Annotated in this window: 23 protein-coding genes and 1 pseudogene; 10 read left to right on the top strand and 14 right to left on the bottom strand. The window is 74.5% G+C overall.

Annotated features, from left to right (window positions below; genetic code table 11):
- The first annotated feature begins 227 nt into the window (after positions 1-227).
- Together EPD83_RS20515 and EPD83_RS00395 are read left to right on the top strand one after the other, a co-directional pair.
- The gene (locus EPD83_RS20515; RefSeq protein ID WP_322095759.1) at positions 228-1,250 is read left to right on the top strand and encodes a discoidin domain-containing protein; all 1,023 of its coding nucleotides are present in this window, start codon (positions 228-230) and stop codon (positions 1,248-1,250) included.
- Positions 1,247-5,299 (top strand): annotated as a pseudogene (locus EPD83_RS00395) (GH92 family glycosyl hydrolase). The gene EPD83_RS20515 and the pseudogene EPD83_RS00395 overlap by 4 nt, the downstream one beginning before the upstream one ends.
- A gap of 81 nt (positions 5,300-5,380) precedes the next feature.
- Here the strand turns inward: EPD83_RS00395 and EPD83_RS00390 are convergent.
- From EPD83_RS00390 to EPD83_RS00375, 4 genes are read right to left on the bottom strand one after another with little or no spacing between them, the layout of a single operon-like run.
- On the bottom strand, positions 5,381-6,004 hold the full coding sequence (locus tag EPD83_RS00390; protein ID WP_128365526.1) for a class III extradiol ring-cleavage dioxygenase family protein: 624 nt from the start codon (positions 6,002-6,004) through the stop codon (positions 5,381-5,383).
- Entirely contained in the window at positions 6,001-6,876 is an 876-nt protein-coding gene (folP, locus tag EPD83_RS00385; protein WP_128365527.1) for a dihydropteroate synthase, read from the bottom strand. The genes EPD83_RS00390 and folP overlap by 4 nt, the downstream gene beginning before the upstream one ends.
- The gene (locus tag EPD83_RS00380; protein ID WP_128365528.1) at positions 6,873-7,799 is read right to left on the bottom strand and encodes a glucosyl-3-phosphoglycerate synthase; all 927 of its coding nucleotides are present in this window, start codon (positions 7,797-7,799) and stop codon (positions 6,873-6,875) included. The genes folP and EPD83_RS00380 overlap by 4 nt, the downstream gene beginning before the upstream one ends.
- Entirely contained in the window at positions 7,799-8,296 is a 498-nt protein-coding gene (locus EPD83_RS00375) for a DoxX family protein (protein ID WP_128365535.1), read from the bottom strand. The genes EPD83_RS00380 and EPD83_RS00375 overlap by 1 nt, the downstream gene beginning before the upstream one ends.
- Positions 8,297-8,439: 143 nt before the next feature.
- Between EPD83_RS00375 and EPD83_RS00370 the strand changes: the two genes are divergently transcribed.
- Positions 8,440-9,225, top strand: coding sequence for an isocitrate lyase/PEP mutase family protein (locus EPD83_RS00370; RefSeq protein WP_128365529.1), 786 nt, complete (start codon positions 8,440-8,442; stop codon positions 9,223-9,225).
- 18 nt (positions 9,226-9,243) lie between these two features.
- Here EPD83_RS00370 and EPD83_RS00365 read toward each other — a convergent pair whose 3' ends face one another.
- The 6 genes from EPD83_RS00365 to EPD83_RS00340 form a co-directional block, all read right to left on the bottom strand.
- Positions 9,244-9,543: a putative quinol monooxygenase gene (locus tag EPD83_RS00365; protein ID WP_128365530.1), complete on the bottom strand. Its 300-nt coding sequence runs from the start codon at positions 9,541-9,543 to the stop codon at positions 9,244-9,246.
- Positions 9,544-9,633: 90 nt separating this feature from the next.
- A complete protein-coding gene (locus EPD83_RS00360) occupies positions 9,634-10,125 on the bottom strand; it encodes a polyketide cyclase (protein WP_128365531.1) in 492 nt (163 codons plus the stop codon).
- A 158-nt stretch (positions 10,126-10,283) separates the two neighbouring features.
- Entirely contained in the window at positions 10,284-10,610 is a 327-nt protein-coding gene (locus EPD83_RS00355) for a putative quinol monooxygenase (RefSeq protein ID WP_128365532.1), read from the bottom strand.
- A gap of 103 nt (positions 10,611-10,713) precedes the next feature.
- The gene (locus EPD83_RS00350; RefSeq protein WP_205859351.1) at positions 10,714-11,748 is read right to left on the bottom strand and encodes an NAD(P)-dependent alcohol dehydrogenase; all 1,035 of its coding nucleotides are present in this window, start codon (positions 11,746-11,748) and stop codon (positions 10,714-10,716) included.
- 3 nt (positions 11,749-11,751) lie between these two features.
- Positions 11,752-12,555 carry a metal-sulfur cluster assembly factor gene (locus tag EPD83_RS00345; protein ID WP_165566106.1) on the bottom strand — a complete coding sequence of 268 codons (804 nt, stop codon included), beginning with the start codon at positions 12,553-12,555 and terminating at the stop codon, positions 11,752-11,754.
- Positions 12,555-13,598 (bottom strand): amidohydrolase family protein, encoded by a 1,044-nt coding sequence (locus EPD83_RS00340; RefSeq protein WP_128368089.1) that lies wholly within the window; start codon positions 13,596-13,598, stop codon positions 12,555-12,557. Before EPD83_RS00340 ends, EPD83_RS00345 begins: the two co-directional genes overlap by 1 nt.
- A 161-nt stretch (positions 13,599-13,759) precedes the next feature.
- Between EPD83_RS00340 and EPD83_RS00335 the strand changes: the two genes are divergently transcribed.
- The 3 genes from EPD83_RS00335 to EPD83_RS00325 all read left to right on the top strand — a co-directional run bounded on the left by EPD83_RS00335 (position 13,760) and on the right by EPD83_RS00325 (position 17,542).
- A complete protein-coding gene (locus EPD83_RS00335; RefSeq protein WP_128368088.1) occupies positions 13,760-15,265 on the top strand; it encodes an AAA-type ATPase lid domain-containing protein in 1,506 nt (501 codons plus the stop codon).
- Positions 15,266-15,436: 171 nt separating this feature from the next.
- Positions 15,437-16,141 (top strand): SDR family NAD(P)-dependent oxidoreductase, encoded by a 705-nt coding sequence (locus EPD83_RS00330; protein WP_128366867.1) that lies wholly within the window; start codon positions 15,437-15,439, stop codon positions 16,139-16,141.
- 156 nt (positions 16,142-16,297) lie between these two features.
- Entirely contained in the window at positions 16,298-17,542 is a 1,245-nt protein-coding gene (locus EPD83_RS00325) for an FAD-binding protein (protein WP_128366866.1), read from the top strand.
- A gap of 43 nt (positions 17,543-17,585) precedes the next feature.
- Here the strand turns inward: EPD83_RS00325 and EPD83_RS00320 are convergent, their stop codons facing one another.
- Genes EPD83_RS00320 through EPD83_RS00310 form a run of 3 tightly spaced genes read right to left on the bottom strand, consistent with a single transcriptional unit; the run spans position 17,586 to position 20,234 of the window.
- Positions 17,586-18,602 carry an aldose epimerase family protein gene (locus tag EPD83_RS00320; RefSeq protein WP_128366865.1) on the bottom strand — a complete coding sequence of 339 codons (1,017 nt, stop codon included), beginning with the start codon at positions 18,600-18,602 and terminating at the stop codon, positions 17,586-17,588.
- Positions 18,603-18,648: 46 nt separating this feature from the next.
- Positions 18,649-19,428, bottom strand: a complete 780-nt coding sequence (locus tag EPD83_RS00315; protein WP_128366864.1) for a PIG-L deacetylase family protein — start codon at positions 19,426-19,428, stop codon at positions 18,649-18,651.
- Positions 19,425-20,234 carry an alpha/beta fold hydrolase gene (locus tag EPD83_RS00310; protein ID WP_164896424.1) on the bottom strand — a complete coding sequence of 270 codons (810 nt, stop codon included), beginning with the start codon at positions 20,232-20,234 and terminating at the stop codon, positions 19,425-19,427. The genes EPD83_RS00315 and EPD83_RS00310 overlap by 4 nt, the downstream gene beginning before the upstream one ends.
- 82 nt (positions 20,235-20,316) lie before the next feature.
- On the opposite strand from EPD83_RS00310, the gene EPD83_RS00305 reads away from it, so the two are divergent.
- Entirely contained in the window at positions 20,317-20,949 is a 633-nt protein-coding gene (locus EPD83_RS00305; RefSeq protein WP_164896422.1) for a PadR family transcriptional regulator, read from the top strand.
- 164 nt (positions 20,950-21,113) lie between these two features.
- The gene (locus EPD83_RS00300; protein ID WP_128367098.1) at positions 21,114-21,560 is read left to right on the top strand and encodes a ferritin-like domain-containing protein; all 447 of its coding nucleotides are present in this window, start codon (positions 21,114-21,116) and stop codon (positions 21,558-21,560) included.
- Here EPD83_RS00300 and EPD83_RS00295 read toward each other — a convergent pair.
- Complete coding sequence (locus EPD83_RS00295) at positions 21,535-22,152, bottom strand: hypothetical protein (RefSeq protein WP_128367097.1); 618 nt, start codon at positions 22,150-22,152, stop codon at positions 21,535-21,537. The two genes, EPD83_RS00300 and EPD83_RS00295, sit on opposite strands and share 26 nt — an antisense overlap.
- Before the next feature lie 170 nt (positions 22,153-22,322).
- Between EPD83_RS00295 and EPD83_RS00290 the strand changes: the two genes are divergently transcribed.
- Together EPD83_RS00290 and EPD83_RS00285 are read left to right on the top strand one after the other, a co-directional pair.
- Positions 22,323-22,940, top strand: a complete 618-nt coding sequence (locus EPD83_RS00290; RefSeq protein WP_128367096.1) for a ClpP family protease — start codon at positions 22,323-22,325, stop codon at positions 22,938-22,940.
- Positions 22,937-23,533, top strand: a complete 597-nt coding sequence (locus EPD83_RS00285) for a ClpP family protease (protein ID WP_128367095.1) — start codon at positions 22,937-22,939, stop codon at positions 23,531-23,533. The genes EPD83_RS00290 and EPD83_RS00285 overlap by 4 nt, the downstream gene beginning before the upstream one ends.
- The last annotated feature ends 16 nt before the right edge of the window (positions 23,534-23,549 follow it).

Below are 23,549 nucleotides of genomic sequence, written 5' to 3'. Positions count from 1 at the left end.
CCGCCCCGCCCGGCAACGACCGGCCGCGGTGGACCCGGGCGGTCCGGTCCTGTCCGGTGCCGTTGTCCTGACCGGACAAGCCGTCGGCCCCGGTTGACACGTCCTGCGCGGCGACCGAAGGTCGGGGCACCGGTGGGCAGCGACGCCCTCATCGGCGGCCTCCCCCGGCCGCATCGTCGCCGCCGCTCCAGGCCGGGACTGGCTCGACGACGAGCACGGAGGACCCGATGGGTGGCAGGACGAGGTTCCGCGCGGTGGTGACCGCGCTGGCGGTGGCGACGACGACGACGATGGCGGGAGCGGTCCTCCCGGCGGCGGCCGCCCCGGCCCCGGGTGACTGGTCGACCTCCTTCGAGGAGGGTCAGCCCCAGCCCCAGGTGTCGACGGTCGAGGTGGGCCCCGACGGCCCGCGCCAGCACGGCGTCACCGGCACGACGAGCAGCGAGGGCAGCCTCCTCGGCCAGGTCGCCGACGTGACCGCGAGCGCCGAGAACGCGCCCGGCGAGGTCGCCGCGAACCTCGCGGACGGTAGCCCCGACAGCAAGTGGCTCGCGTTCGCCTCGACCGCCTGGGCGCAGTACGAGCTCGGCGCGCCGGCGAAGGCGGTGACGTTCTCGCTGACGTCGGCCAACGACGCCCCCGAGCGCGACCCCCGGGCCGTGACGCTCCGGGGCTCGAGCGACGGCAAGACCTGGACCGACCTCGACCGAGAGACCGGCATCGACTTCGCCGACCGCTTCACGACGAAGACCTTCGACATCGACAACCCCGGCAGCTACCTCTACTACCGGCTCGACGTCACCGCGAACCACGGCGGCGGCATCATCCAGCTCGCCGACTGGGACCTCTCGGACGGCTCCACCGGCGAGGCCGGCGCCGGCCCGATGGTGACCAGGACCGGCTCCGGCCCGGTCAGCGGCTACAACATCAAGCCCTCGTCGGCTGGACCGGCGTCAAGGCGATGCGCTACTCCGGCGGCCACATCGCGGACGGCCGCGGCTACGCCTGGAACCGGCTCTTCGACGTCGACCTGCCCGTGGGCGCCGACAGCACCCTGTCCTACAAGATCTTCCCGGACATGGTGGGCGGCGACCTCACCTATCCCTCGACGCACACCGCCGTCGACCTGCACTTCACCGACGGCACCTACCTCTCCGACCTGCGCCCGAGCGACGTCCACGGCGTCGACGCGAGCCCGGCCGGCCAGGGCGCGGGCAAGATCCTCTACGCCGACCAGTGGAACTCCGTGACGATCCCGCTCGGCGACGTCGCGGCCGGCCGGACCGTCGACCGGATCCTCCTCGGCTACGACAACGAGACCGCGAGGACCGACACCCGGTTCGGCGGCTGGGTCGACGACCTGAGCGTCCAGGCCGCCCCGGCCGCCGTCGACGACCGCGACCTCACGAACTTCGTCGACGTCCGCCGCGGCACGAACGCCTCGAGCTCGTTCTCGCGCGGCAACAACCTGCCGATCAGCGCGCTGCCCAACGGCTTCACGTTCCTCACCCCCGTGACCAACGCGAACTCGCAGTCGTGGGAGTACTACTACCAGCAGGCCAACAACGCCCGGAACCACCCGGTGCTGCAGGGGTTGGCCGTCTCGCACGAGCCGAGCCCGTGGATGGGTGACCGCAACCAGATGTCGGTCATGCCGTCGATGACGAGCGGCGTCCCCACCGGCAGCGCCTCCGGCCGGGGCCTGCCCTTCGACCACGCGAGCGAGATCGCCCACCCCGACTACTACCGGGCGGTCCTCGACGACGGCATCGTCGCCGAGCACACCCCGGCCGACCACGGCGGCGTCTTCCGCTTCACCTTCCCCGAGGGCACCGACGCGGGCCACCTCGTCCTCGACACGGTGAACGACAACGGCTCCTTCACCGTCCACCCCTCCGACGGCACCGTCACCGGCTGGGTCGACAACGGCAGCGGCCTGTCCGCCGGCCGGAGCCGGATGTTCGTCTACGGCACCTTCGACCGCACCCCCACCTCTGCCGGCACCGCGCCGAACGGCCACACCGGCACCCGGTACGCGACGTTCGACACGCGCACGGACCGGACGGTCGTGCTGGACCTGGCGACGTCCTTCATCGGCCTGGACCAGGCGAAGCGCAACCACGCCCTCGAGCTCGCGGGCCGGGACTTCGACGGCGTCCGGGAGGCCGCGAACACCGCGTGGAACGAGCGCCTCGGCGTCGTCGACGTCGAGGGCGCGAACGACAGCGACCGCACGACGATGTACTCCAACCTCTACCGGCTGAACCTCTACCCGAACAGCCAGTTCGAGAACACCGGCACCGCGGCCGCGCCGCGCTACCGGTACGCCAGCCCCGTGTCGGCGAAGTCCGGCTCCGCGACCGCCACGACGACGAACGCGAAGGTCGTCGACGGCAAGATCTACGTCAACAACGGCTTCTGGGACACCTACCGGACCGTCTGGCCGGCCTACAGCCTCCTCTACCCGGAGGTCGCGGCCGAGATCGAGGACGGCTTCGTCCAGCAGTACCGCGACGGCGGCTGGGTCGCCCGCTGGTCCTCGCCGGGCTACGCCGACCTCATGACCGGCACGAGCTCGGACGTCGCCTTCGCCGACGCCTACCTGCGCGGCGTCGAGATCCCCGACCCGTTGTCGACGTACGACGCGGCGCTGAAGAACGCGACCGTGCTGCCGACCTCGAGTGCGGTGGGCCGCAAGGGCATCGACACCTCGACGTTCCTCGGCTACACGAGCACCGCGACGCACGAGTCGGTGTCCTGGGGACTCGAGGGCTTCATCAACGACTAAGGCATCGGCAACATGGCCGCGAAGCTCGCGACGGACCCGGCGACGCCGGACAGCCGCCGGGCGGGCCTGCGCGAGGAGTCGGCGTACTTCCTGGAGCGGGCGACGCACTACGTCAACAGCTTCGACGAGGCGACGGACTTCTTCCGCGGACGCCAGCCCGACGGCGCCTTCCCCGACGCCTCCTCCTTCGACCCCGAGGACTGGGGCGGCGACTTCACCGAGACCAACGGCTGGAACTTCGCCTTCCACGCACCGCAGGACGGGGTGGGCCTGGCCAACCTTTATGGCGGCCGGGACGGGCTCGCGAAGAAGCTCGACGAGTTCTTCTCGACGCCGGAGACGGCGACCAAGCCGGGCGGCTACGGCGGCGTCATCCACGAGATGCGCGAGGCCCGCGACGTCCGGATGGGGATGCTCGGCCAGAGCAACCAGGTCTCCCACCACATCCCGTACATGTACGACTGGACCGGCCAGCAGTGGAAGACCGCCGAGAAGGTCCGCGAGATCCTGCGGCGCCTCTACGTCGGCACCGAGACCGGCCAGGGCTACCCCGGTGACGAGGACAACGGCGAGATGTCGGCCTGGTACGTCCTGTCCGCGCTCGGCATCTACCCGCTGGAGGTCGGCTCGTCGCAGTGGGCCATCGGCTCGCCGAAGTTCGAGCGGACGACGATCCACCGCACCCAGGGCGACCTGACCTTCGAGGCCCCGGGCAACTCGGAGCGCAACATCTACGTCCAGGGCGTCACGGTGGACGGCAAGACCCACCAGAGCGTCTCCCTCGACCAGGCGGACCTCACCGGCGCCACGACCGTGACGTACCGGATGGGCCCGACGCCGTCCGACTTCGGCTCGCGGGAGCAGGACCTGCCCCCGTCGCTGACGAAAGGCACCGAGGCCCCGAACCCGCTCAAGGACGCCACCGGCAAGAACCGCGGGAAGGCAGCGGCGACCGACCTCGCCTCCGGTGGCTCGGCGGCGTCGCTCTTCGACAACACCTCGAGGACGTCGGCGGCCTTCACCTCGGCCACCCCGTCGGTCACGTACTCCCTGTCCGGCGCCGGCCAGCGGGCCACCTGGTACACCGTCACCTCCGGCCCGGAGAAGGGCGACCCGACGGCGTGGCGGCTCCAGGGCTCCAAGAACGACGGGAAGACCTGGCGCACGCTCGACACCCGTAGCGGTCAGACCTTCCCCTGGCGGGTCCAGACCCGGCCCTTCCGGATCGCGCACACCGGGACCTACACGAGCTACCGGCTCGTCGTCACGGACGCGACCGGCAGGGTGAACCTGTCCGAGCTCGAGCTGCTCACCGACGGCTCGAAGGAGCAGAACACGGCCCTGAAGGTCACAGCCGGCGACGCCGTCGAGACCTCGGCCGGCCAGGAGTGGTCCGGCCAGGTCGCGACGTTCTCCGGTGGCGTCGCCGACAACGGCACCGGCTCCGACGTCACGGCGACGGCGACCATCGACTGGGGCGACGGCACCGAGCCCAGCCAGGGTGTCGTCAAGGCCGGTGACCTCGGGACCTCCACCGTGTCCGGCACCCACACCTGGGCCGAGCCGGGGTACTACCAGCCCCGGGTCACGGTGACCCTCGGCAAGGAGTCGGCCTCGGCCCTCGGCGCCGCCACCGTGCACCAGGCCGTCCTCCCGTCCTACGCGGCGGCGTTCGACCTGCAGTGCATCGGCGACGTGGGGACCTCGGTCGCCTGCGACGGCGGACGGTCGGGTATCGCCCGCCAGGCCCTCGTCGACCAGGGCGTCGTGCCGGGCAAGCTCCTCACGGTCCCCGGCTCCGACCTCTCCTGGTCGCTGCCGGCGGTCCCCGCGGGTGATCCGGACAGCGCGACGGGTGCGGGCCAGACGCTGGACGTCACCCTCGCCCCCGGCGCCACGCAGATGTCGCTCATCGGCACCGCGACCCAGAAGAACCAGGACACGATGTCGACGGTGACCTTCACCGACGGCTCGACCGTCCAGTACCCGGTGCAGTACGGCGACTGGTGCGGTGACGCCCGCTTCGGCAACACCGTCGCGGTCGAGATGACCTACCGGACGAACGGCACGGGCACCGACAGCTGCCACGTCAAGCTGTTCGCCACCGCGCCGCTCGACATCCCGGAGGGCAAGACCGTGCAGTCGGTGACGCTGGCGAGGCAGACGGGCGACCCGCAGTCCGCGGGCCGGATCCACGTCCTCGCGGTCGCCGACGACGGCGCGCCCATCGCCCTGGAGACGGCGGCGGACGCGAGCACCACGAAGGGCTCCGCCGCCACGGTCACGCTCGGCACGGTGACCGGCGGGGTCCCCGGCGACGGCTACACCGCCCGCGTCCAGTGGGGCGACGGGACGGTCACCGAGGACGCCACGGTGACGGCCGCCGCCGACGGCACGGCCACGGTCAGCGGCTCGCACACCTGGGCGGCGGCGGGCACCTACACCGTCCACGTCCTCGTCGGCGACGAGCGCACCGACGTACTCGGCTCGCTCACCGTCACCGTGCGGTGACCACGAAGGGGCGGGTCCGCCGCCCCCCGCCCCCGTGGGTGGGCGGCAGCGGGCCGTCCCGGCCGCCCGTGGGGTTCGCGGTCAGGCGGCGGAGAGGCGGGCGACGACGTAGAGGACGCCGAACGGGTCGGCGGTCTCGAGGTCGGCGCAGTGCAGCCCGCCACGCCCGGCCAGCGCCGCCGCGGCGACCTGCAGCGGCGCTCGGCCGTGGGCCAGCAGCTCGGCGGCGAGGGCCGGGTCGAGGTCCAGCAGCGCCGCCGGGTCGGCCGCGCGCAGGGCGGCGACGAGGTCGTCGTCGAAGACGACGGCCCGGGGGTCCAGGTGGCCGGGCGCCTTCTCCCCGCGGCGCGCGCTGCCGTCGGCGACGGCGACGAGGGTCACGGCGGGCCGGCCGGCCAGGTGCTCGCCCAACGCGCGGCACTCGGCCACCGGGGCGTCCCAGGCGACGACGAGGACACCGTCGACCCCGACCCCGGCCAGCCCGCACAGGTGCGAGCCCACCCGCTGCCCGAGCGGCGAGCGCGTCCCCCGCTGTTCACGGTCGGTGGCGACGACGAGGACGACGCGGTCGGTGCCGTCGAGGTCGGTGGCGGCGCCGATCGCCTGCACCGCCCGCTCGCGCAGCGCGGAGCCCGCGTCGGCGCGGCCGGTGTACTCGGGCAGCAGCAGCGGCGCGCCGGGGACGACGACGAGCGAGCCGCTCACGCCAGCCCCCGCACCGTGCGCGCCGGGGGCAGGTCGCCCGCCACGACGGACACGAGGTCGAGGACCTCGCGGGTCTGCGGCACCTCGTGGACGCGGTAGACCTGCGCGCCGTGCCAGGCGCACAGGGCCGTGGCCGCGAGGGTGCCGGTGAGGCGCTCCCCCACCGGACGGTCGAGGGCCTCGCCGACGAAGTCCTTGTTCGACAGGGACACGAGCACCGGCCAGCCCAGCGACGTCAGCTCGTGCAGCCGCCTCGTGACCTCGAGGGAATGCCAGGTGTTCTTGCCGAAGTCGTGCGCGGGGTCGATGACGACCCGCTCCCGCTCGACCCCGGCCGCGACGGCGCGCTCGGCCTGCCGCAGCAGGGACTGGCGGACGTCGGCGACGACGTCGTCGTACTCGATCCGGTGCGGGCGGGTCCGTGGCGTCACGCCCCCGGTGTGGGTGAGGACGAGCCCGGCGCCGAACTCGGCCACGACCTCGGGCAGGGCGGGGTCGGCGCCGCCCCACGCGTCGTTGACGACGTCGGCGCCCACCTTGAGCACGGCGCGGGCCACCTCGGCCCGCCAGGTGTCGACGCTGATGACGAGGTCGGGGTGCTCGGCCCGCACCCGCTCGACGAAGCCGACGACACGCTGCTTCTCCTCGGCGGCGTCGACCTCCACGCCCGGGGCCGCCTTGATGCCGCCGATGTCGACGAGGTCCGCTCCCTCGTCGACGACCTGCCGGACCCGGTCGAGGGCCGCGTCCTCGGCCCAGGTGAGGCCCCTGTCGTAGAAGGAGTCCGGCGTCCGGTTGACGATGGCCATGACGAGCCGGGCGCTCGCGGGGTGGCTGCGCCGGCCGAGCCGCAGGGGTGCACCGCGGGTCATCGCGCACCCCCCGGGTAGCCCGGCGTGCTCACCGCGGGCGGACGCTCGGCGAGGTCGACGTCGCGCGGCCGGGCCTCGAACCCCGAGGGCCCGCGCTCGTACTGGACGAGGACCGCGGTGTCCGGGCGCTCGGCGGCCCGCCCGACCCGGCGCTCGACGGCGGAGAGCACTTGCACCGCCATCGGGCCGAGGGTGTCGTGCCGGTGGTGCCGGTGGGCACGGCGGCCGAGGTCGACCTGCGCCACCGCGTCGGCGCCGAGGGCGGCGGCGGTGTCGAGCACCGCGGCGATCTCGACGCCGTACCCCACCGGGACCGAGAAGCGCTCGAACACCGACCGGCGGACCGCCCACTCCCCCGCCAGCGGCTGGACGAGCCCGGCGAGGTCGGGGCGGTGCAGCGCCAGCAGCGGCCGGGCGACGAGCTCGGTGACCCGGCCGCCGGTCTCGGCCTCGTGCCCGGCGGCGTCGAGCAGCGGCCGGTCGTAGACGGCCTTGACCAGCGCCACCGTGGGGTCGGTGAGCAACGGCGCCAGCAGCCCGCTGACGAAGCCGACGTCCCACTCGACGAGGTCGGCGTCGACGAAGACGAGGACGTCCCCGCGGGTGACGTGCAGCGACTTCCACAGCGCCTCGCCCTTGCCGCGGGCGGGCCCGAGGTCGGGACGCACGTCCGCGGCCGCGTGCACGGTGGCGCCGGCGGCCGCGGCCACGGCGGCCGTGGCGTCGGTGGAGTCGGAGTCGAGGACGACGAGCTCGTCGACGAGCGGGACCCGGTCCACCCAGGCCCGCCGGATCCCGGACACGACGTCCCCGACCGTCGCCTCCTCGTCGCGGGCCGGGACGACGACGGTGACGACCGTGTCCCCCTTGGCCGCGAGCAGCTCCTGCGCGTCGTGGCCGCCGGCGAGGGTGCGGACGGGCATCAGGCCCCGCCGGGGGCCGGCCGCCGGAAGACGGCGAGCAGTGCGAGGGCCGCGGCGACCCCGCCGACCGCGGCGACGACACCCCAGACCACCCCGGAGAGCGGCAGCCCCAGCGCCGCGTCCAGCGACCAGGCGCCCGGCCCCAGCACCGCGAGCGCGACGGCGAGGACGGCGACGACCGCGACGTACTCCCAGCCGCCCTTGAAGACGAAGAAGCCCTTGCCCCGGTGGTCGGTGAGCGCGGCGACCGTCATGAGCCCGACGAACGCGGTCGACGCGAGCCCGGTGAGGAGGCCGAGGGTGACGAGCACCCCGGCGACGAGCTCGGTGCCGGCGCCGAGCCGGGCGTGCAGCCACCCCGGGCGCAGCCCGAGCCCCTCGAACCAGCCGGCGGTGCCGTCCAGCCCGCCGCCGCCCCACACCTTGTTGTAGCCGTGGACGACGAGCATCGGCCCCAGCGCCAGCCGGATCAGCAGCATCCCGAGGTCGAGGTCCATCACGCTCCGTCCGTCGCCGGTTCCTGGGGCCCGCCCGACGATCCGCGCGGTCGTCACCACTCTAGGTCGCGCCCCCGGCGCCCCGGCGCGCACTCACCCCCGGACGGTTGTCGCGTCCGGGGTCAGCCCGGGATGCTGGGGCGATGAGCCAGGACACCGCCGCCCTCGCCGCCTCCTTCCTCGACCTGCACCGCGCCCGCGACCTGCTCACCGTCGTCAACGTGTGGGACGTCGTCAGCGCCCGGGTCGTCGCCGACGTGCCGGGGACGACGGCGCTCGCGACGGCCTCGCACTCGATCGCCGCCTCGCTCGGGTACGAGGACGGCGAGCACATCCCCCGGGACGAGATGCTGGCCGCCGTCGGCCGCATCGTCCGGGCCACCGAGCTCCCGGTGACCGCCGACCTGGAGTCCGGCTACGGAGACCCCGGGGACACCGTCGCGCGGGCCGTCGACCTCGGGGTCGTCGGGGCGAACATCGAGGACGGGATGCGCCCGCTGCCCGAGGCGGTCCGGGCGGTCGAGGCGGTGATGGCCGCCGCGGAGTCCGCCGGCGTCCCCGACTTCGTCCTCAACGCCCGCACCGACGCCTTCGTGCGGACGGCGGACCGCTCGCCGCAGGAGTGCCTGGACGAGGCCGTCGCCCGCGGGCGGGCCTTCCTCGACGCGGGGGCGCCCTGCGTGTTCGTCCCGCGGGTGACCGAGCGCGCGCATGTCGAGGCCCTCGTCGACGCGCTCGGCAGCCAGCGGCTCACCCTCATCGAGGTGCCGGGCAGCCTGCCCCACGCGGAGCTCGAGCAGCTCGGGGTGGCCCGGGTGTCCTACGGTCCGTGGTCGCAGCGGGTGGCGCTGACGGCGCTGCAGCAGCTGGTGGAGCGGGTCGTCGACGGGTCGGGTGCGCTGCCCGAGGACGTCCGCGCCCTCACCTGAGGGTCGCGGTCGCCCCGGTCAGGCGGCGACGACCGGGACGAGCGGGTGGATGGCCACCTCGCCCGCGAGCAGGTCCTGGGCCGCGGCGAAGGCGGCCGCCAGGTGCTCCGAGGACATGTGGGCGTCGAGGGCGGCCTGGTCGGCGTACCTCTCGACCATGACGAACACGTCCGGGGCGGCGGCCGACTCGAAGAGGTCGTAGGCCAGGCACCCCTCCTCCGCCCGGGTCGCCTCGACGAGCGTCCCGAGGACCTCGAGCGCCTCGCTGCGCCGGTCGGGCCGGACGGGGATGGTAGCGACGACCTGGACCTGGCTCATGACGGACCTCACTGTCCTCGGGGGGGTCTCCACCGTAGGGCCGGGAGCGGGGGGCCGGAACCCCCCGACCGGGCTGCGCCGGCCCGGGGGTCACCGCTCCGCGAGCTCCTTCCACGTGAGCAGCTGGCGGCGGGCCATGACGAGGTCCCCGACGGAGACCGGGGGCGCGAGGAGGCGTCCGCGCACCAGGACGAGCTTGAGCACGAGCCGGGTGGCGGCGGGCCCGAGCGGCTCGAGCCGGTAGCTCATGACCGCGCCGAGGATGCGTCCGGTCAGCTGGCGGCCGGGGTCCACGGCGAGGATCTCGCCCTGCGGCCGGCCGAACGCCGTCGTGAAGGGCTCCCCGGCCCGCGGCTCGGCGAGCCCGACGAGCCGCCGGGGGGAGCGCCGTCCGAGGTTGTCGACGAGGTCGTAGGAGTACGGCGCCACCCGGACCTGCGCGACCCACGGCCAGACCCGCAGCGGTGGAGCCTCGACGGTGACGCCGCGCCAGGCCGAGAGCACGGGGGCGGGGACGAGGTCGTCGCAGGCGAACCGGGACGCCACCTCGGCGTCCGTCACGCCCCACCGGTCCCCGAGCACCCGCCCATCCTCCCAGCCGACCGACACGAACGCTCCCGCGCACGACGCGTCCCGCACGAGCACGGGTCCCGCACGAGCACGGGTCCCGGCCGGCCGCGTGGCTCCGCGCGCGGTCCCGGGACGGAGGTCGTGGCGCCGGGCCCGGGACGGCGAGGACCTCAGCGGGGCTGGATCTCGCCCATGGGCCCGAAGCCGGTGACCTCCTCGGCGTCGACGTAGATGATCTGCGGCTGCGCGGCGACGATGTCCGGCATCTCGGACATGAACCGCGCGACGTGCTCCTGCTCCATGTGCGCCTTCCCCGCCGCGTCGTCGCGGAAGCCCTCGATGCACACGAAGGTGTTGGGCTCGTCGACGCTCTCGGAGAACTCGAAGAAGACGTTGCCCGGCTCGGCGGTCACGGCGTCGACGTAGAACCGGGACAGCTCGCGCCACTCGGCCAGCTTGTCCTCGCGGATCGGGAACTTGACGGTGATGAGGATCATCGGGGGTCCTTCCTCGGTCGGGGTGTCGCGGACGTGGGTGACATCGATCGTCCGGGCGAAGGATGTCACCCCCGTCCGCGGGTCGGGGGTGGGAGGCCCCGGGTCAGGGCACGAGGATGGCGCGCCCGCGGACGTCGCCGTTGTCCAGGTCGGTGACGGCCTGCTGGAAGTCGTCGAGCGCGTACTTCTGGGTGTGCAGCGTGACGAGCCCCTTGGCCGCCAGCGCCATGAGGTCCTGGAGGTCGTTGTAGGACCCGACGAGGTTGCCGACGACGTTCTTCTCGCTCGAGACGAGGTCGATGGTGGGCACGTCGACGTTCTCGCCGTAGCCGACGACGTGGTAGTCGCCGGCCTGCCGGGTCATCGCGAGGCCCTCGGCCGTCGAGCCGTTCTCGCCGACGAAGTCGACGACGACCTCGGCCCCGGTGCCGCCGGTGAGGTCGAGGACGGCCTCGACCTGCCCGCCGTCGGCCGGGACGCCGACGTCGGCCCCGATGGTCCTCGCGAGGTCGAGGGCGGCCGGGATCCGGTCGACGACGACGAGCCGGGCCGGTGTCAGCGCCTTGAGCACCTGGATGCCGATGTGCCCGAGGCCCCCGGCGCCGATGACGACGCAGGTGTCCCGGGGCGTGAGCCGGCGGGCCGCCTTGGCCGCCGCGTGGTAGGCGGTGAGGCCGGCGTCGGCCAGGGCGGCGACGTCGGCCGGCTCCAGCGCGTCGTCGATCCGCACGCAGGAGCGGGCCGAGGTCAGCAGGTACTCGGCGTACCCGCCGTGGGTGTCGATGCCCGGGAAGGCGCTGTTCTCGCAGTGCACGTCGTCCCCGGAGCGGCAGGCCCGGCACAGCCCGCAGGTGACGAGCGGGTGGAGGATGACCTTGTCGCCCTCGGCGACGTTGGTCACCGCGGACCCGACGGCGTGCACCCAGCCCGCGTTCTCGTGGCCGATCGTGTACGGCAGCGTCACCTGCGACTTCTCGGCCCACTGCCCCTCGAGGATGTGCAGGTCGGTGCGGCACACGCCCGCCCCGCCGATCCGCACGACGACGTCCCACGGCCCGGTGGCCTCGGGGACGTCCACCTCGGTCATCTCGAGCTTCTCGTGGTAGCCGACGACGCGGACGGCGCGCATGGTGGACATGGCTCAGGTCTCCTTCACGGTGAGGGGCAGCAGGTGGTGGTGGTCGGCCGGCTCGGCGCCGTCCTCGCGGGGGCTCTGGTCGTCGCCGGAGCCTGCGTAGCGGGTGCGCAGCAGTCCCCGGCAGAAGTGCGCGTTGCCGTCGATGCTGATCCGGGTCGAGCGTGCCTTGCGGAGGAACAGCGCGACCCGGTCCCCCGGCGGGGGGACGCCGTCGTGGTCGACGAGGACGAGCGCGTCGCCGTCGGTCGGTAGGCCGAGCGCCTCGCGGCGGGCGAGCAGCGCGAGCCGCTCCCGGCCGTCCGGCAGGTCGGCCAGCCGCACCGACCCCAGCGAGGCCTCGGTGCGGGACGGCTCGGCCCGCAGCAGCGCCGTGAGGCAGCGCTCCAGGGCGGCGGTGTGCGCCTTGCGCCGGAACGTGGCGCGCAGCTCGTCGAGGTCGCTCTCGGCCTCGTGCCCGAAGGTGCCGACGTAGCCGGCGTCCGCGGCGAGCCCGCGGTTGATGAGGTCGGAGTCGTGGTGGTCGTCGAGCTCGACGACCACCCGCCCCACCCCGGCCAGCCGGCCGACGGCGTCCTTGGCGTCGGAGGCCATGAGGTAGGCGAAGTTCGGCGCGCAGAACGACGTCGGCAGGCGCAGGTGCACGGTGACGTCGGCCGCCCCGGCCCCGCCGCCGACCGAGACCGAGCGGACGAAGCCGAGGTCGGTGACCGGCTCGTCGAGCTCGGGGTCGACGACGGTCCCGAGGGCGGCGCGCACGTCGGCCTCGGTGACCGGGCCGGACGCGGTGCGGGTCGCGAGCGCGGTCATCAGACGCTCGCGAGGTCGGCGGCCTCCGGGTCCCGGGGGCCGGTGGCGGTCTCGTCGGCGTCGGGCAGCCGCAGCTCGGCCGGGACGTCGAGGCCGTACATCTTCGCCGCGTTGAGCCCGAGGATCTTCTTCTTCTGCTCGGTCGTGATCGGCGCGTACTCGCTCATGTCCTCGGGGATCTGGAAGTCGACGAACCGCTCGACGAGCCAGCGCGGGGTCCAGATGGCGTAGTCGCTGGAGAAGAAGATCCGGTCCTCGCCGATCCAGTAGAGGAGCTCGCCCATGATCTGCGCGAAGTAGCGGGGCCGGGTGTGGATGAACGGCATCGCGACGGCGAGCCCGCCGTAGACGTTGGGCTCCTGGGTGGCGATCCAGCAGTAGTCCTCGAGCCGGGGCAGGCCGACGTGCTCGACGACGAAGTTGAGGTCGGTGAAGTCGGTGGCGACGTGGTCGATGTCGGCGACGTCGAAGGCGTCGCGGTCCAGCGGGCGGATCGTCGGGCCCTTGTGGACGTGGATGTTCGTGACGCCGAGCTCGCGGCAGGCCTCGAGGTAGCGGTAGGCCCACGGGTCGGTGAGCTTCCACCCGCGGGACTCCCCGTGCCACTCCGCCGTGTAGAGCTTGACCCCGGTGAAGCCCATCCGCTCGTGGTCGGCACGCAGCTGGTCCAGCCCCTGCTCGCCGTTGCGGGGGTCCCAGTTGTGGTTGTACGTGAGCCTGCCGGGGTTGGCGCGGGTGAGCGCGAAGGCCTCCTCGGTCTGCCCGAAGCCGCGCTCGTAGAACTCGGTGAGGGCGGCCGGCTGGAAGATCGCGTGGTCGACGTACCCGTCCTCGAAGAGGTCCTTCAGGAGGCGCTCGCCGCCCTGGTAGAGGTACTCGTCGTAGCCCCACACCTCCTGCTCCGGCGAGAGGTTGCGGTGGTAGTCGTAGAAGCAGTCGATGAACTGCTTGCCGTGGATGTTGCGCTGGTTCTCGGGCCGGGCGTCCCACAGCGCCACGTGCGCGTCGACGATGTAGTAGCTCTCGCCGTCCTTGGTGTACATCGGCAGGTCCCCTTCTCGCGACGCCGTCGTCGCGGACGCTGTCGACGCTAGGTCGCGGGCCGGGCCCCGACGAGGGGGCCGGTGTCCCACTTTGGGACACTCCGGCGCGCCGGGGGAGGTGGGCCGGGGTTACCGTCGGACCAGCACGAGAGGAGCCGGCGATGGAGCCGTCCGACGCGGTGGGCCCACCCCGCCGCGCGGCGCTGCCCGGAGCCGTGGCGGGCACGGTCGACCGCCGGCTGCTCGCCTCCTGGCGGCGCAGCGAGGAGTACGGCGTCTCGCTCGAGGCCGTCGACCCCGTCTGGGCCGGCACCGGCCCCACCGACTCCCTCTTCGCGCAGTGCGGCCACGAGGTGCTCACCGACCTGCACCGGACCCTGGCCGCCGAGCCGCTCAGCCTCATGCTCACCGACGCCGACGGTCTCGTGCTCGGCCGGTTCTCGGGCGACACCTCGCTGCTGCGGGCGCTGGACCGGGTGCACCTCGCCCCCGGCTTCGCCTTCTCCGAGCGTGAGGCCGGCACCAACGGCCTCGGCCTGGCCCTCGCCGACCGCACCCCCTCGCTGGTGCGCGCCGACGAGCACTACAGCGCCAGCCTGTGCACGTACACGTGTGCCGCCGTGCCGGTGCTCGACCCGGTGAGCGGGGCCCTCGAGGGCTGCGTCAACATCACGACCTGGGCTCGCTCCTCCGCCGACCTGCTGCTCGCCCTGGCCCAGTCGGCGGCCGGCACGACGAGCGCGCTCATGCTCGCCCGGGCCGGCGGACGGACCCCGCGGACACCCCCGAAGGGCGGGGTGTTCCGAGTGCAGCGGGCCCGGCTCGAGCCGGCGGCGGGCACGGTGCGGGCGATGTCCGCGGCGTGGCAGCGGGCGGGCGCCGAGGCCGAGACCGCACTGCGTGACGGGCGGGTCGTCGCGGCCGTCGGCGAGCCCGGGGCCGGGCGCGCCACCCTGCTCGCCCAGTCCCTGAGGCGGGCGCACCCCCGCGTCCGTATCCTCAGCGCCGCCGCACCGGCGCCCGAGGACGTCGAGCAGTGGCTGCGCCTGTGGACCCCGGAGCTCGCCAAGCCCGAGACCGCCGTCGTCGTCGAGCACGTCGACACCCTGCCGGCGTGGGCCGCCGAGGAGCTGCGCGCGCGGGCCGTCGCCGCCCGCCGCACGTCCGCGGGTGGACCCGACGGGACCGGTCCGCGCGTCGCGTGGGCGGTGACGGCGGCCTCGCTGGCCCGGGTGCCGGCCCCGCTCGCGTCGCTCGTCGACACCGTCGTCGACGTCCCGCCGCTGCGCGAGCGCCCGGACGACGTGCTGCCCCTCGCCCGCTACGCCGGCTACCAGGCCCGGCTGCGGGAGGTCGCCTTCACCCCGGCGGCCGAGCGCGCGCTGCTCGCCCACTCCTGGCCCGGCAACGCCGACGAGCTCGTCCGCGTCGTCCACGACGCCGCCTCGCGCGCCGACACCGTCGACGTGCGCCACCTGCCGCCCGGGGTGCTCGGCGGGGGCGGGTCGCGGCTGTCGCGCCTCGAGTCCCTGGAGCGGGACGAGATCGCCCGGGTGCTCACCGAGCCGGGGACGACCATGACGCAGGCCGCGCTGCGGCTCGGGATGGGCCGCTCCACGCTCTACCGCAAGGTCGCGCACTACGGGCTCGGAGACCTGCGCGCCTGACCGGACGCCCGGTCCCGGCTCCGTACGGGCGACGCCGACCGACGCGCTCCCGTCCCTGAGAGAACGCTGGGAGTCGTGCTGTCGGCGGGCGTTCGGGGCATGAAGTTGTCATGATGACCGCAACGTGTCGACGGCAGGGGTCGCACACCGAGTACCAGGAGTCCTATCAGCATGTCCAGGGTCGTCGCCATCACCGGAGCCTGTACCGAGACCGCGGTGGCCGCGGCGCGCGAGTTCGCCCGACGCGGCGACGCCGTGGCCCTCCTCTCCCGCACTCCCGCCAGTGTCGACGCGGCGACGACCCTCGTGCGCGACCTCGGGGCGCAGGGCCTCGGGCTCGTCGTCGACACCACCGACCCCGACGCGGTCGAGTCCGCCGTCGACCGGATCGAGGAGGCCCTCGGGGAGGTCGACGTCTGGGTCAACACCGCCGACGACCCCGGCTCGGTCCACTTCGACGACCTGTGCCCCATGGAGCTGCGGCGGGTCACCGACCTGCTCTACCTCGGGCACGTCCACACGACGATGACGGCGCTGGAGCGGATGAAGGAGCGAGAGTCCGGCACCGTCGTCCACGTCACCTCGCCGCTGTCCTGGCGCGGACAGGCGGGGCGCGCGGCCGAGTCGGGTGCGGCCGCCGCGCTGCGCGGGTTCCACGAGGCAGTCGCCGCCGAGCTGCGCGAGGAGGACAGCCCCGTGCGGCTCGTCCTCGTCGAGCAGACCGAGGACGCCCGCCCGTCCGCCACGGCCCACACCATCGTGCAGGCGGCGCGACGGCACGACCGGCGGGCCCGGATCCTGCGGGCGGGGGCCATCGGCACCGGCGCCGCCGTCGCGGCCGGCACCGCCGCGGCCCTGCGGCGCCGCTCGCGCTGACCCGGAGAGCGGCCGGCGGTGCCTCCGGGCGCCGGCGGGTCGAGGACGTCCTGCGACGACGGCCCACCCCGGCAGCGGACCGCGCCGGTGCTCACACCGGGCGGGACCTAGGGTTGGGGTGGGACGAGCACCCCTGACCTCCGGGAGCGAGCGGCGATGACGACCATCGGGACGAACTGGGCCGGCAACCACACCTACCGCGCCGCGGCGCTGGAGCGACCCGACTCGCTCGACGCGCTGCGCGAGGTCGTGGCCGGCGCCCCGTTGGTGCGCGCCCTCGGCTCGCGGCACTCCTTCTCCGACCTCACCGACACCCGCGGGGTGCTCGTCGACCTCTCGGGCTTGCCGGACGACGTCGCCGTCGACGAGGCCGCGCGGACGGTGTCGGTGAGCGGCGGGGTGCGCTACGGCGACCTCGCCCGGGCGCTGGAGGACCGGGGATGGGCCCTGGCCAACCTCGCGTCGCTGCCGCACATCTCGGTCGCGGGCGCGGTGGCCACCGGGACGCACGGCTCGGGCAACCGCAACCGGTCGCTGGCCGCGGCCGTCGCGTCGGTCGACGTCATGGGTCCGGACGGCGAGGTCCGCCACCTCGCCCGCGGGGACGCCGACTTCGACGGGTCGGTCGTGGCCCTCGGCGCGCTCGGCGTCGTGACCCGGCTCGAGCTCGACGTCGAGCCGACCTACCTCGTGCGCCAGGAGGTCCGCACCGGGCTGACCTGGGACACCGTGGAGCGGCGCTTCGACGACATCACCGGCGCCGGCTACAGCGTGAGCATGTTCACCCGGTTCGACGGTGACGGCGTCACCCAGCTGTGGGTGAAGAGCCGGGCCGACGAGCCCGCGCTCGCCGACGTCTTCGACACCGTGCCCGCCGCCGACACGATGCACATGCTGCGCGGCGGCTCGACCGAGGCCGTCACCGGCCAGGGCGGCGAGCCGGGGCCGTGGCTGGACCGCCTGCCGCACTTCCGGATGGAGTTCACCCCGAGCAACGGCGAGGAGCTCCAGGCCGAGTACTTCGTGCCCCGCGAGCACGCCGTCGCGGGCATCGAGGCGCTGCGGGGCATCGGCGAGGAGCTGTCGCCGCTCCTGGAGGTCGCGGAGATCCGCACCATCGCCGGCGACGAGCACTGGCTGAGCGGTGCCCACGGCCGCGACACCGTCGGGTTCCACTTCACCTTTCGCCGCGAGGAGCCCGCCGTCCGCGGCGTGGCCCGGCGGATGGAGGAGGTGCTCGCGCCCTTCGACGTCCGGCCGCACTGGGGCAAGGTCTTCGAGATGGACGCGCCCGCGCTGGCGGCCGTCTTCCCCCGGCTGGGGGACTTCGCCGACCTGCGCGAGCGCGTCGACCCCCAGCACGTCTTCGGCAACGCCTTCCTCGACCGCGTCCTGCCCTGAGCCCGTCCGCCCTCGCCCGTCCTGCGGGACGGGGGCACCCCGGTCAGTCGCGGCCGAGGCGCCAGGTGGTGCGGGTCCGGTACTCCTCGCCGGGCCGCAGCACCGTGCTCGGGAAGTCCGGGTGGTTCGGGGCGTCCGGCCAGCCCTGGGTCTCGAGGGCGACGCCGGCCCGCGCCCCGATCGGACGGCCGTCCAGCCCGGTCTGCGAGCCGTCGAAGTGTGCGCCGGTGTACACCTGGACGCCCGGCAGGTCGGTGGTGATCTCGAGCCGGCGGCCCGAGGTCCCGGTGAGGCGGGCGGCGACGCGGGGGGCGGCGTCCGGGCCGGGCCCGGCGCCGGGGACGACGAGGCAGTAGCCGTGGTCGAGGCCGCCGGCGAACCGCAGCTGCTCGTCGTCGCGGGCGAGGACGTCGCCGATGCGCACCGGTGAGCGCAGATCGAGGGGCGTGCCGGCCACGTCGCGGACCTCGCCGGTGGGGACGAGGTCCTCGCGCACCGGGAGGACGGCCGGCGCCGGCACCTCGAGGACGTGGTCGTCGACCGGTCCGGACCCGGCGCCGTCCAGCGCCCAGTAGGCGTGGTTCGTGAGGTTGACGACGGTCGGCGCGTCCGTGCGGGCGCGGTAGTCCAGGGTCACCTCGCCGGGGGCGACGCGGTAGGTCACCGTCACCTCGAGCCGGCTCGGGAAGCCCTGGTCGCCGTCGGGGCTCGTGAGCGCCAGGGTCGCGTGGTCCGGCCCGGAGTCGACCACCTCCCACGCGTGCCGGTCGAAGCCCCGCGCGCCGCCGTGCAGGGTGTTGCCGAACTGGTTGGTGCTGAGGGAGTGCTCGGTGCCGTCGAGCGGGAAGCGCCCGGCGTCGATGCGGTTCCCGTAGCGCCCGATCGTCGCGCCGAGGTAGCCGCCGTCGTCGACGTAGTCGGCCGGGTCCGCGAGCCCGAGGACGACGTCGACCGGACCGGAGCCGTCCTCGACGACGAGCCGGCGGACGGCCGCCCCCGCGGTGACGACCTCGAGACGGAGGCCGTCGGCGGTCAGGTCCAGGGTGCGCGGCGTGCTCATGCCGCCATCCTCGCGCACCCGGGCGGGGTGGGCGGGGTGGGCGGGGTCAGGCGGTGGTCGTCGGGGGCCGGGCCGCGGACCCCAGCAGGGCGTACTCCGCCGGCGTGACGGGGGCGGACGGGCCGACCCGCACGAGGTGCTCGGTGGCGAGGAAGCGGCGGCGCAGGTCCTCGGGCAGGTCGTCGTACGGCGAGCGCTGCGAGTGGTGGACGGCGATGGCCGCCAGCCGCTGCTCGTAGTGCGCCCCGGAGTCCAGGACCGTCGTGAGGTCCCCGTCGGGGGTCCCGATGTCGGGCAGCTCGACGTAGGCCGCGGAGTGCTCGTCGCCCGCCCGGGAGAGGATCCACTCGTGCATGAGCGAGCGGGGCAGGCACTGGAGGTAGAGCGGCAGCCGCTGCTCGAGCGCCACCGACGTCAGCGCCGCCCGCACCGCCAGGTGGTCGCGGTGGCCGTCGTCCCCGGCGAGGCCGGCCAGCACCTCGGGCCGGTGCCGGGCGACGGCGTCGGCGACGCGGGCGGCCAGGGCCTCCGGGGCCTCGGCGCACACCGACCCCGCCGGTGGCTCGCCGCCCATGCCCGAGTCCACCAGGCCGAGGACCTCGACCTCGGCCACCCCGAGCAGGTCGGCCGCGGCCCGCAGCTCGGTCTCCCGGAGCTCGGCGATACCGCCTGCGGGGAGGTCGACGCCCTCGCGGACCTCGCCGGCCTCGCCGCGCCCGGCGCACACGACGACGGTGCGGATGCCGGCCGAGGCGGCGGCCAGGAGGAGGGACCCGCAGGCGAAGGTCTCGTCGTCCGGGTGCGCGACGACGACGAGCAGCGTCATCGCAGGCCCGCCACGAACGTCTCGATGCGGTCCGCCATGACGTCGGGGACCTCGAACATCGGGACGTGGCTGCGGGCGTCCAGCCGCTCGACCGAGAACCACGGGCGCTGCGCGGCGTACTCCTGCTGCGCGGTGAGCGCGGCGTCGTCGGCGGGCTGGGCGTAGAGGTGCAGCGTCGGGAACGGCTGCAGGGCCTCGATGGCGTCGAGCGGGACGGGCGACTCCGCGAAGGCGGCCGCGATCTCCCGGCCGGCGCGGGCCCAGTGCAGCCGCCCGTAGTCGCCCATGGCGTCGACGTACCGCTGGAGGTCCGGCAGGTCCAGGCCCGCCGTCCACATCTCGCGGAGCCGGGCGTTCACCTGCGCCCAGTCGGGGCCCTGCAGCGCGGCGAGGGCGTCCTCGAAGCCCGGAGGGGTCCCGAGCACCATCCAGTCCAGGAGCACGACCCCGGGGACGAGGTCCGGCCCGAGCCGGCGACGCAGCTCGACCGCGGCCCAGCCGGCGTGGGACATGGCGACGGGGACCACCCGGGTGATGCCGGTCCGCGCCATCTCGGCGACGAGGGTGTCGACGACGAACGCGGTCCCGTAGTCGCCGGGGTCGGGGGAGTCGCCGTGGCCGGGCAGGTCGACGGACACGGCGTGCCGGTGGACCGACGCCCGCTCGAGGAGGCCGTCGAAGACGGAGCGGTCGCCGCACCAGCCCGGGACGTACAGGAGGGCGGGCCCCCCGGTGCCCGCGTCGGTGCAGCCGGGGAGCCGCGTCGGGCTCGCCTCGACCGTCGGGTCGGCCATGCGGTCGGGCATCGCGGTGCTCCTCGTCGATGGTGCAGCGTGCAGTAAGTGAGGACGAGTAGATACTGCAACCGGCACCATGTCAAGATGTTTCATGCCCTCCGTCCCGACGACGACCGGATACGCCCTCCTCGGCCTCCTGCACGTCCGCCCCTGGACGACCTACGAGCTCGCGAAGCAGATGCAGCGCAGCCTCCACTGGTTCTGGCCGCGGGCGGAACGCCGGCTGTACGACGAGCCGAAGCGGCTCGTCGCCGCGGGCCTCGCCGTGGCCCGCCGCGAGCACACCGGCCTGCGCCCGCGGACCGTCTACGCCATCACCGACGCCGGGCGCGCGGCCCTGCGCGACTGGCTGTCGACGCCGGCGGCCGGTCGGGTCGTGGAGTCCGAGTCGATCCTGCGGGTGTTCTTCGCCGACGCCGGGTCGCTGGAGCAGCTGCAGGCCGGGCTGGACCGGATGGAGGCCGAGGCGATCGAGCGGATCGACGCCCTCGCCGGGCTGGCCGAGACCCCTCCCGACGACCTGCCCTTCCCGGAGCGCGGCCACATCACCGCCCTCCTCCTGCGGCTCCTGCTGGACGAGGAGCTCGCCGTGCTGCGGTGGGCCCGGTGGGCGCGCGGCACGGTCGCGGAGTGGCACGGGGCGGGCGACCCCGGGTCGTGGGACGGCGCGACCGACCTCGCCGCCACCGCGGCGCGGGCCCGGGCCGCGGTCCGGGGCGGCTGACCGCCGGTCCGGCCCGTCCCGCGCCGCGGCCCCGGCGCCGGTCCGGCCGCTCGCAAGCCCCCGACCTTCACCACCGCGTCGACGAATCTGTCGAAGGTTTGTTTCAGGTCCGGTGGGTGGGGTAGACAGACAGGACCTGTACGACGAGAGAACGGAGCTGGAGCATGTCGACCGACGAGAAGGTGGCCAAGGACCTCGTGGAGACCCTGCGGGACGGCGAGAAGGGTTTCGCCGAGGCCGCGGACAAGCTCCGGGGCAACGAGCACCCGGAGTGGGCGGGCACGATGGAGCGGCTGTCGAAGCAGCGCGAGACCTTCGCCCGCGAGATCGTCGAGATGGGGCACGACTACGGCGACGAGGTGAACGAGAGCGGGTCCGCCGGTGCGGCGGTCCACCGCGGCTGGCTGTCCCTCAAGGACGCGCTGACCGGTGACGACGCCTCGGGCGTGCTCGGCGCGGCCGTCTCCGGCGAGGACCACACGGTCAAGGAGTACGAGAAGGCGCTCGACCACGACGACCTCAGCGAGGGGTTCCGCACGCTGGTCAGCCGCCAGCACCAGGCCGTCGTCGCCGCGCGCGACGAGGTCAAGGCCCTGCGCGACGCCGGCTGACGACCGGACCGACGGCGCGGCGACCGGGACGACCGGTCGCCGCGCCGTTCGTGTGTCCGCGCGGGTGCGGAGCGGATGGCCCGTCGGTGGGGGCGTGGGCGACCGCCCGGCGGGCCGCCCGCAGCTGGCCCGCGAACGAGCCGGACGCCGGCACGTCCGCGGCCGGCCCGACGTCGGCGACGAGGTCGTCGGCGCGGCGGAGGGTGCGGACCGCACGGTCGAGGTCCGCCTCCGCCGCCAGCGCGACGAACCGCGGGACCTCGTCGGCCTCGCCGCGCACGACGTGGTGGTCGACCGCGGCCGCGAGCAGCCCCAGCTGCACCGACCAGGACTCGCAGCGCGGGCCGAGGTCCTCGAGCCGCTCGGCGCGGTGGCCGAGCTCGCGGACGCCGTCGTCGCCGGGGTCCGGCAGCAGCGCACCCCGGTCGGGGTGCAGCGCCTCGTGCTCGGCGGCCTCGTGGACGGCCAGGTAGCGGACGAGACGAGAGCAGGCGGCCTCCCGGTGCTCGACCGGGGCGTGCGCTGCCTCGTGGAACAGGTCCCGGATGCGCGCGTGCTGGTCCGCGACGACCTCCGCCACCTCGATGTCCACGCCGGCCGGCCTCCTCTCGTCCCGTCTGCCGGACCCGTTACCCCGTCCCGACCGGCTCCATGCACACCGACGGGTCGGGGACGGCACCCGGGCCACGCCTCCGCCGTCGGCGGATCCGCCCGCGGCAGCACCACCGGCCGGCCCCCGCCGCGTCGTCGCACGCTGGCCCCATGGACGACGACCGACACCCCCGGACCACCCTCGACAGCGAGCTGGGCCGCCGCCTCTTCGCCCGCCGCGTGCTGCTGCTCGGCGAGCCGCTGGAGGACTGGAACAGCAACCGCCTCTGCAACGGCCTCCTCCTGCTCGCGCTCGAGGACCCGAAGGCCGACATCCATCTCCTCGTCAACTCCCCCGGCGGCTCGGTCCCCGGCATGCTCGCCATCCGCGACTGCATGCGCGCCGTGCCCAACGACGTGCGCACCGTCAACCTCGGCATGGCCTACAGCGCCGGTCAGTTCCTCCTGTCCTCGGGCACCCAGGGCAAGCGGTACGCGATGGCGCACTCGAAGGTGCTGCTGCACCAGGGGTCGGCCGGCATCGGCGGCACGGCCATGGACATCGCCATCCAGGCCGAGGACCTGCGGGCGACCCGCGACACCGTGCTCCGGCTCGTCGCCGAGGACACCGGCCAGAGCATCGAGACCATCGAGCGCGACTCGCGCCGGGACCGGTGGTTCAGCGCGCAGGAGGCACTGGAGTACGGCTTCGTCGACGCGGTGGTCGACGGCCTGGAGGACGTCCTGCCCGACGGCCGCCGCGTCGTCGGCCTCGGGGGTGCGCGATGAGCGGATACCCGATCCCGTACGTCACCACCCGCAGCGCGCAGGGCGAGCGCACCGTCGACATCTACAGCCGGCTGCTCTCGGACCGGGTCGTCTACGTCGGCACGCCCATCGACGACGGGGTCGCCAACGCCGTCATCGCCCAGCTGCTGCACCTGGAGACCGACCGCCCGGACAGCCCGATCTCGCTGTACGTCAACTCACCGGGCGGCCACCTCTCCGCGACGCTCGCCATCTACGACGCGATGCAGTACGTACGGGCGCCGGTCGAGACGACGTGCGTGGGCCAGGCGGTCGCCAGCGCGGCACTGCTGCTCGCCGGCGGGGCGGCCGGCTCGCGGCAGATCCTCCCGCACGCCCGGGTCGTCGTCCACGCCCCGGCCGCCGAGGGGCGGGGCACCATCCCCGACCTCATCCTCGAGGCCGACGAGGTCGAGCGGGTCCGGCTCGTGCAGGAGGAGCTGCTGGCCCGGCACACCGGCCGCACCCCCGAGCGGGTGCGCGCCGACACCGAGCGCGACCTCGTCCTCACCGCCGAGGCCGCGGTGGACTACGGCGTCGTCGACGCGGTCGTCCGCTCGCGACCGGTCGACTGACGGACCGCGCCGCCCC

Origin of the sequence: Phycicoccus flavus, assembly GCF_004025965.2 — a bacterium.
Classification (GTDB): domain Bacteria; phylum Actinomycetota; class Actinomycetes; order Actinomycetales; family Dermatophilaceae; genus Phycicoccus; species Phycicoccus flavus.
The sequence above is the reverse complement of the archived record's forward strand: the minus strand, read 5'-3'. Positions and strand labels throughout refer to the sequence as shown.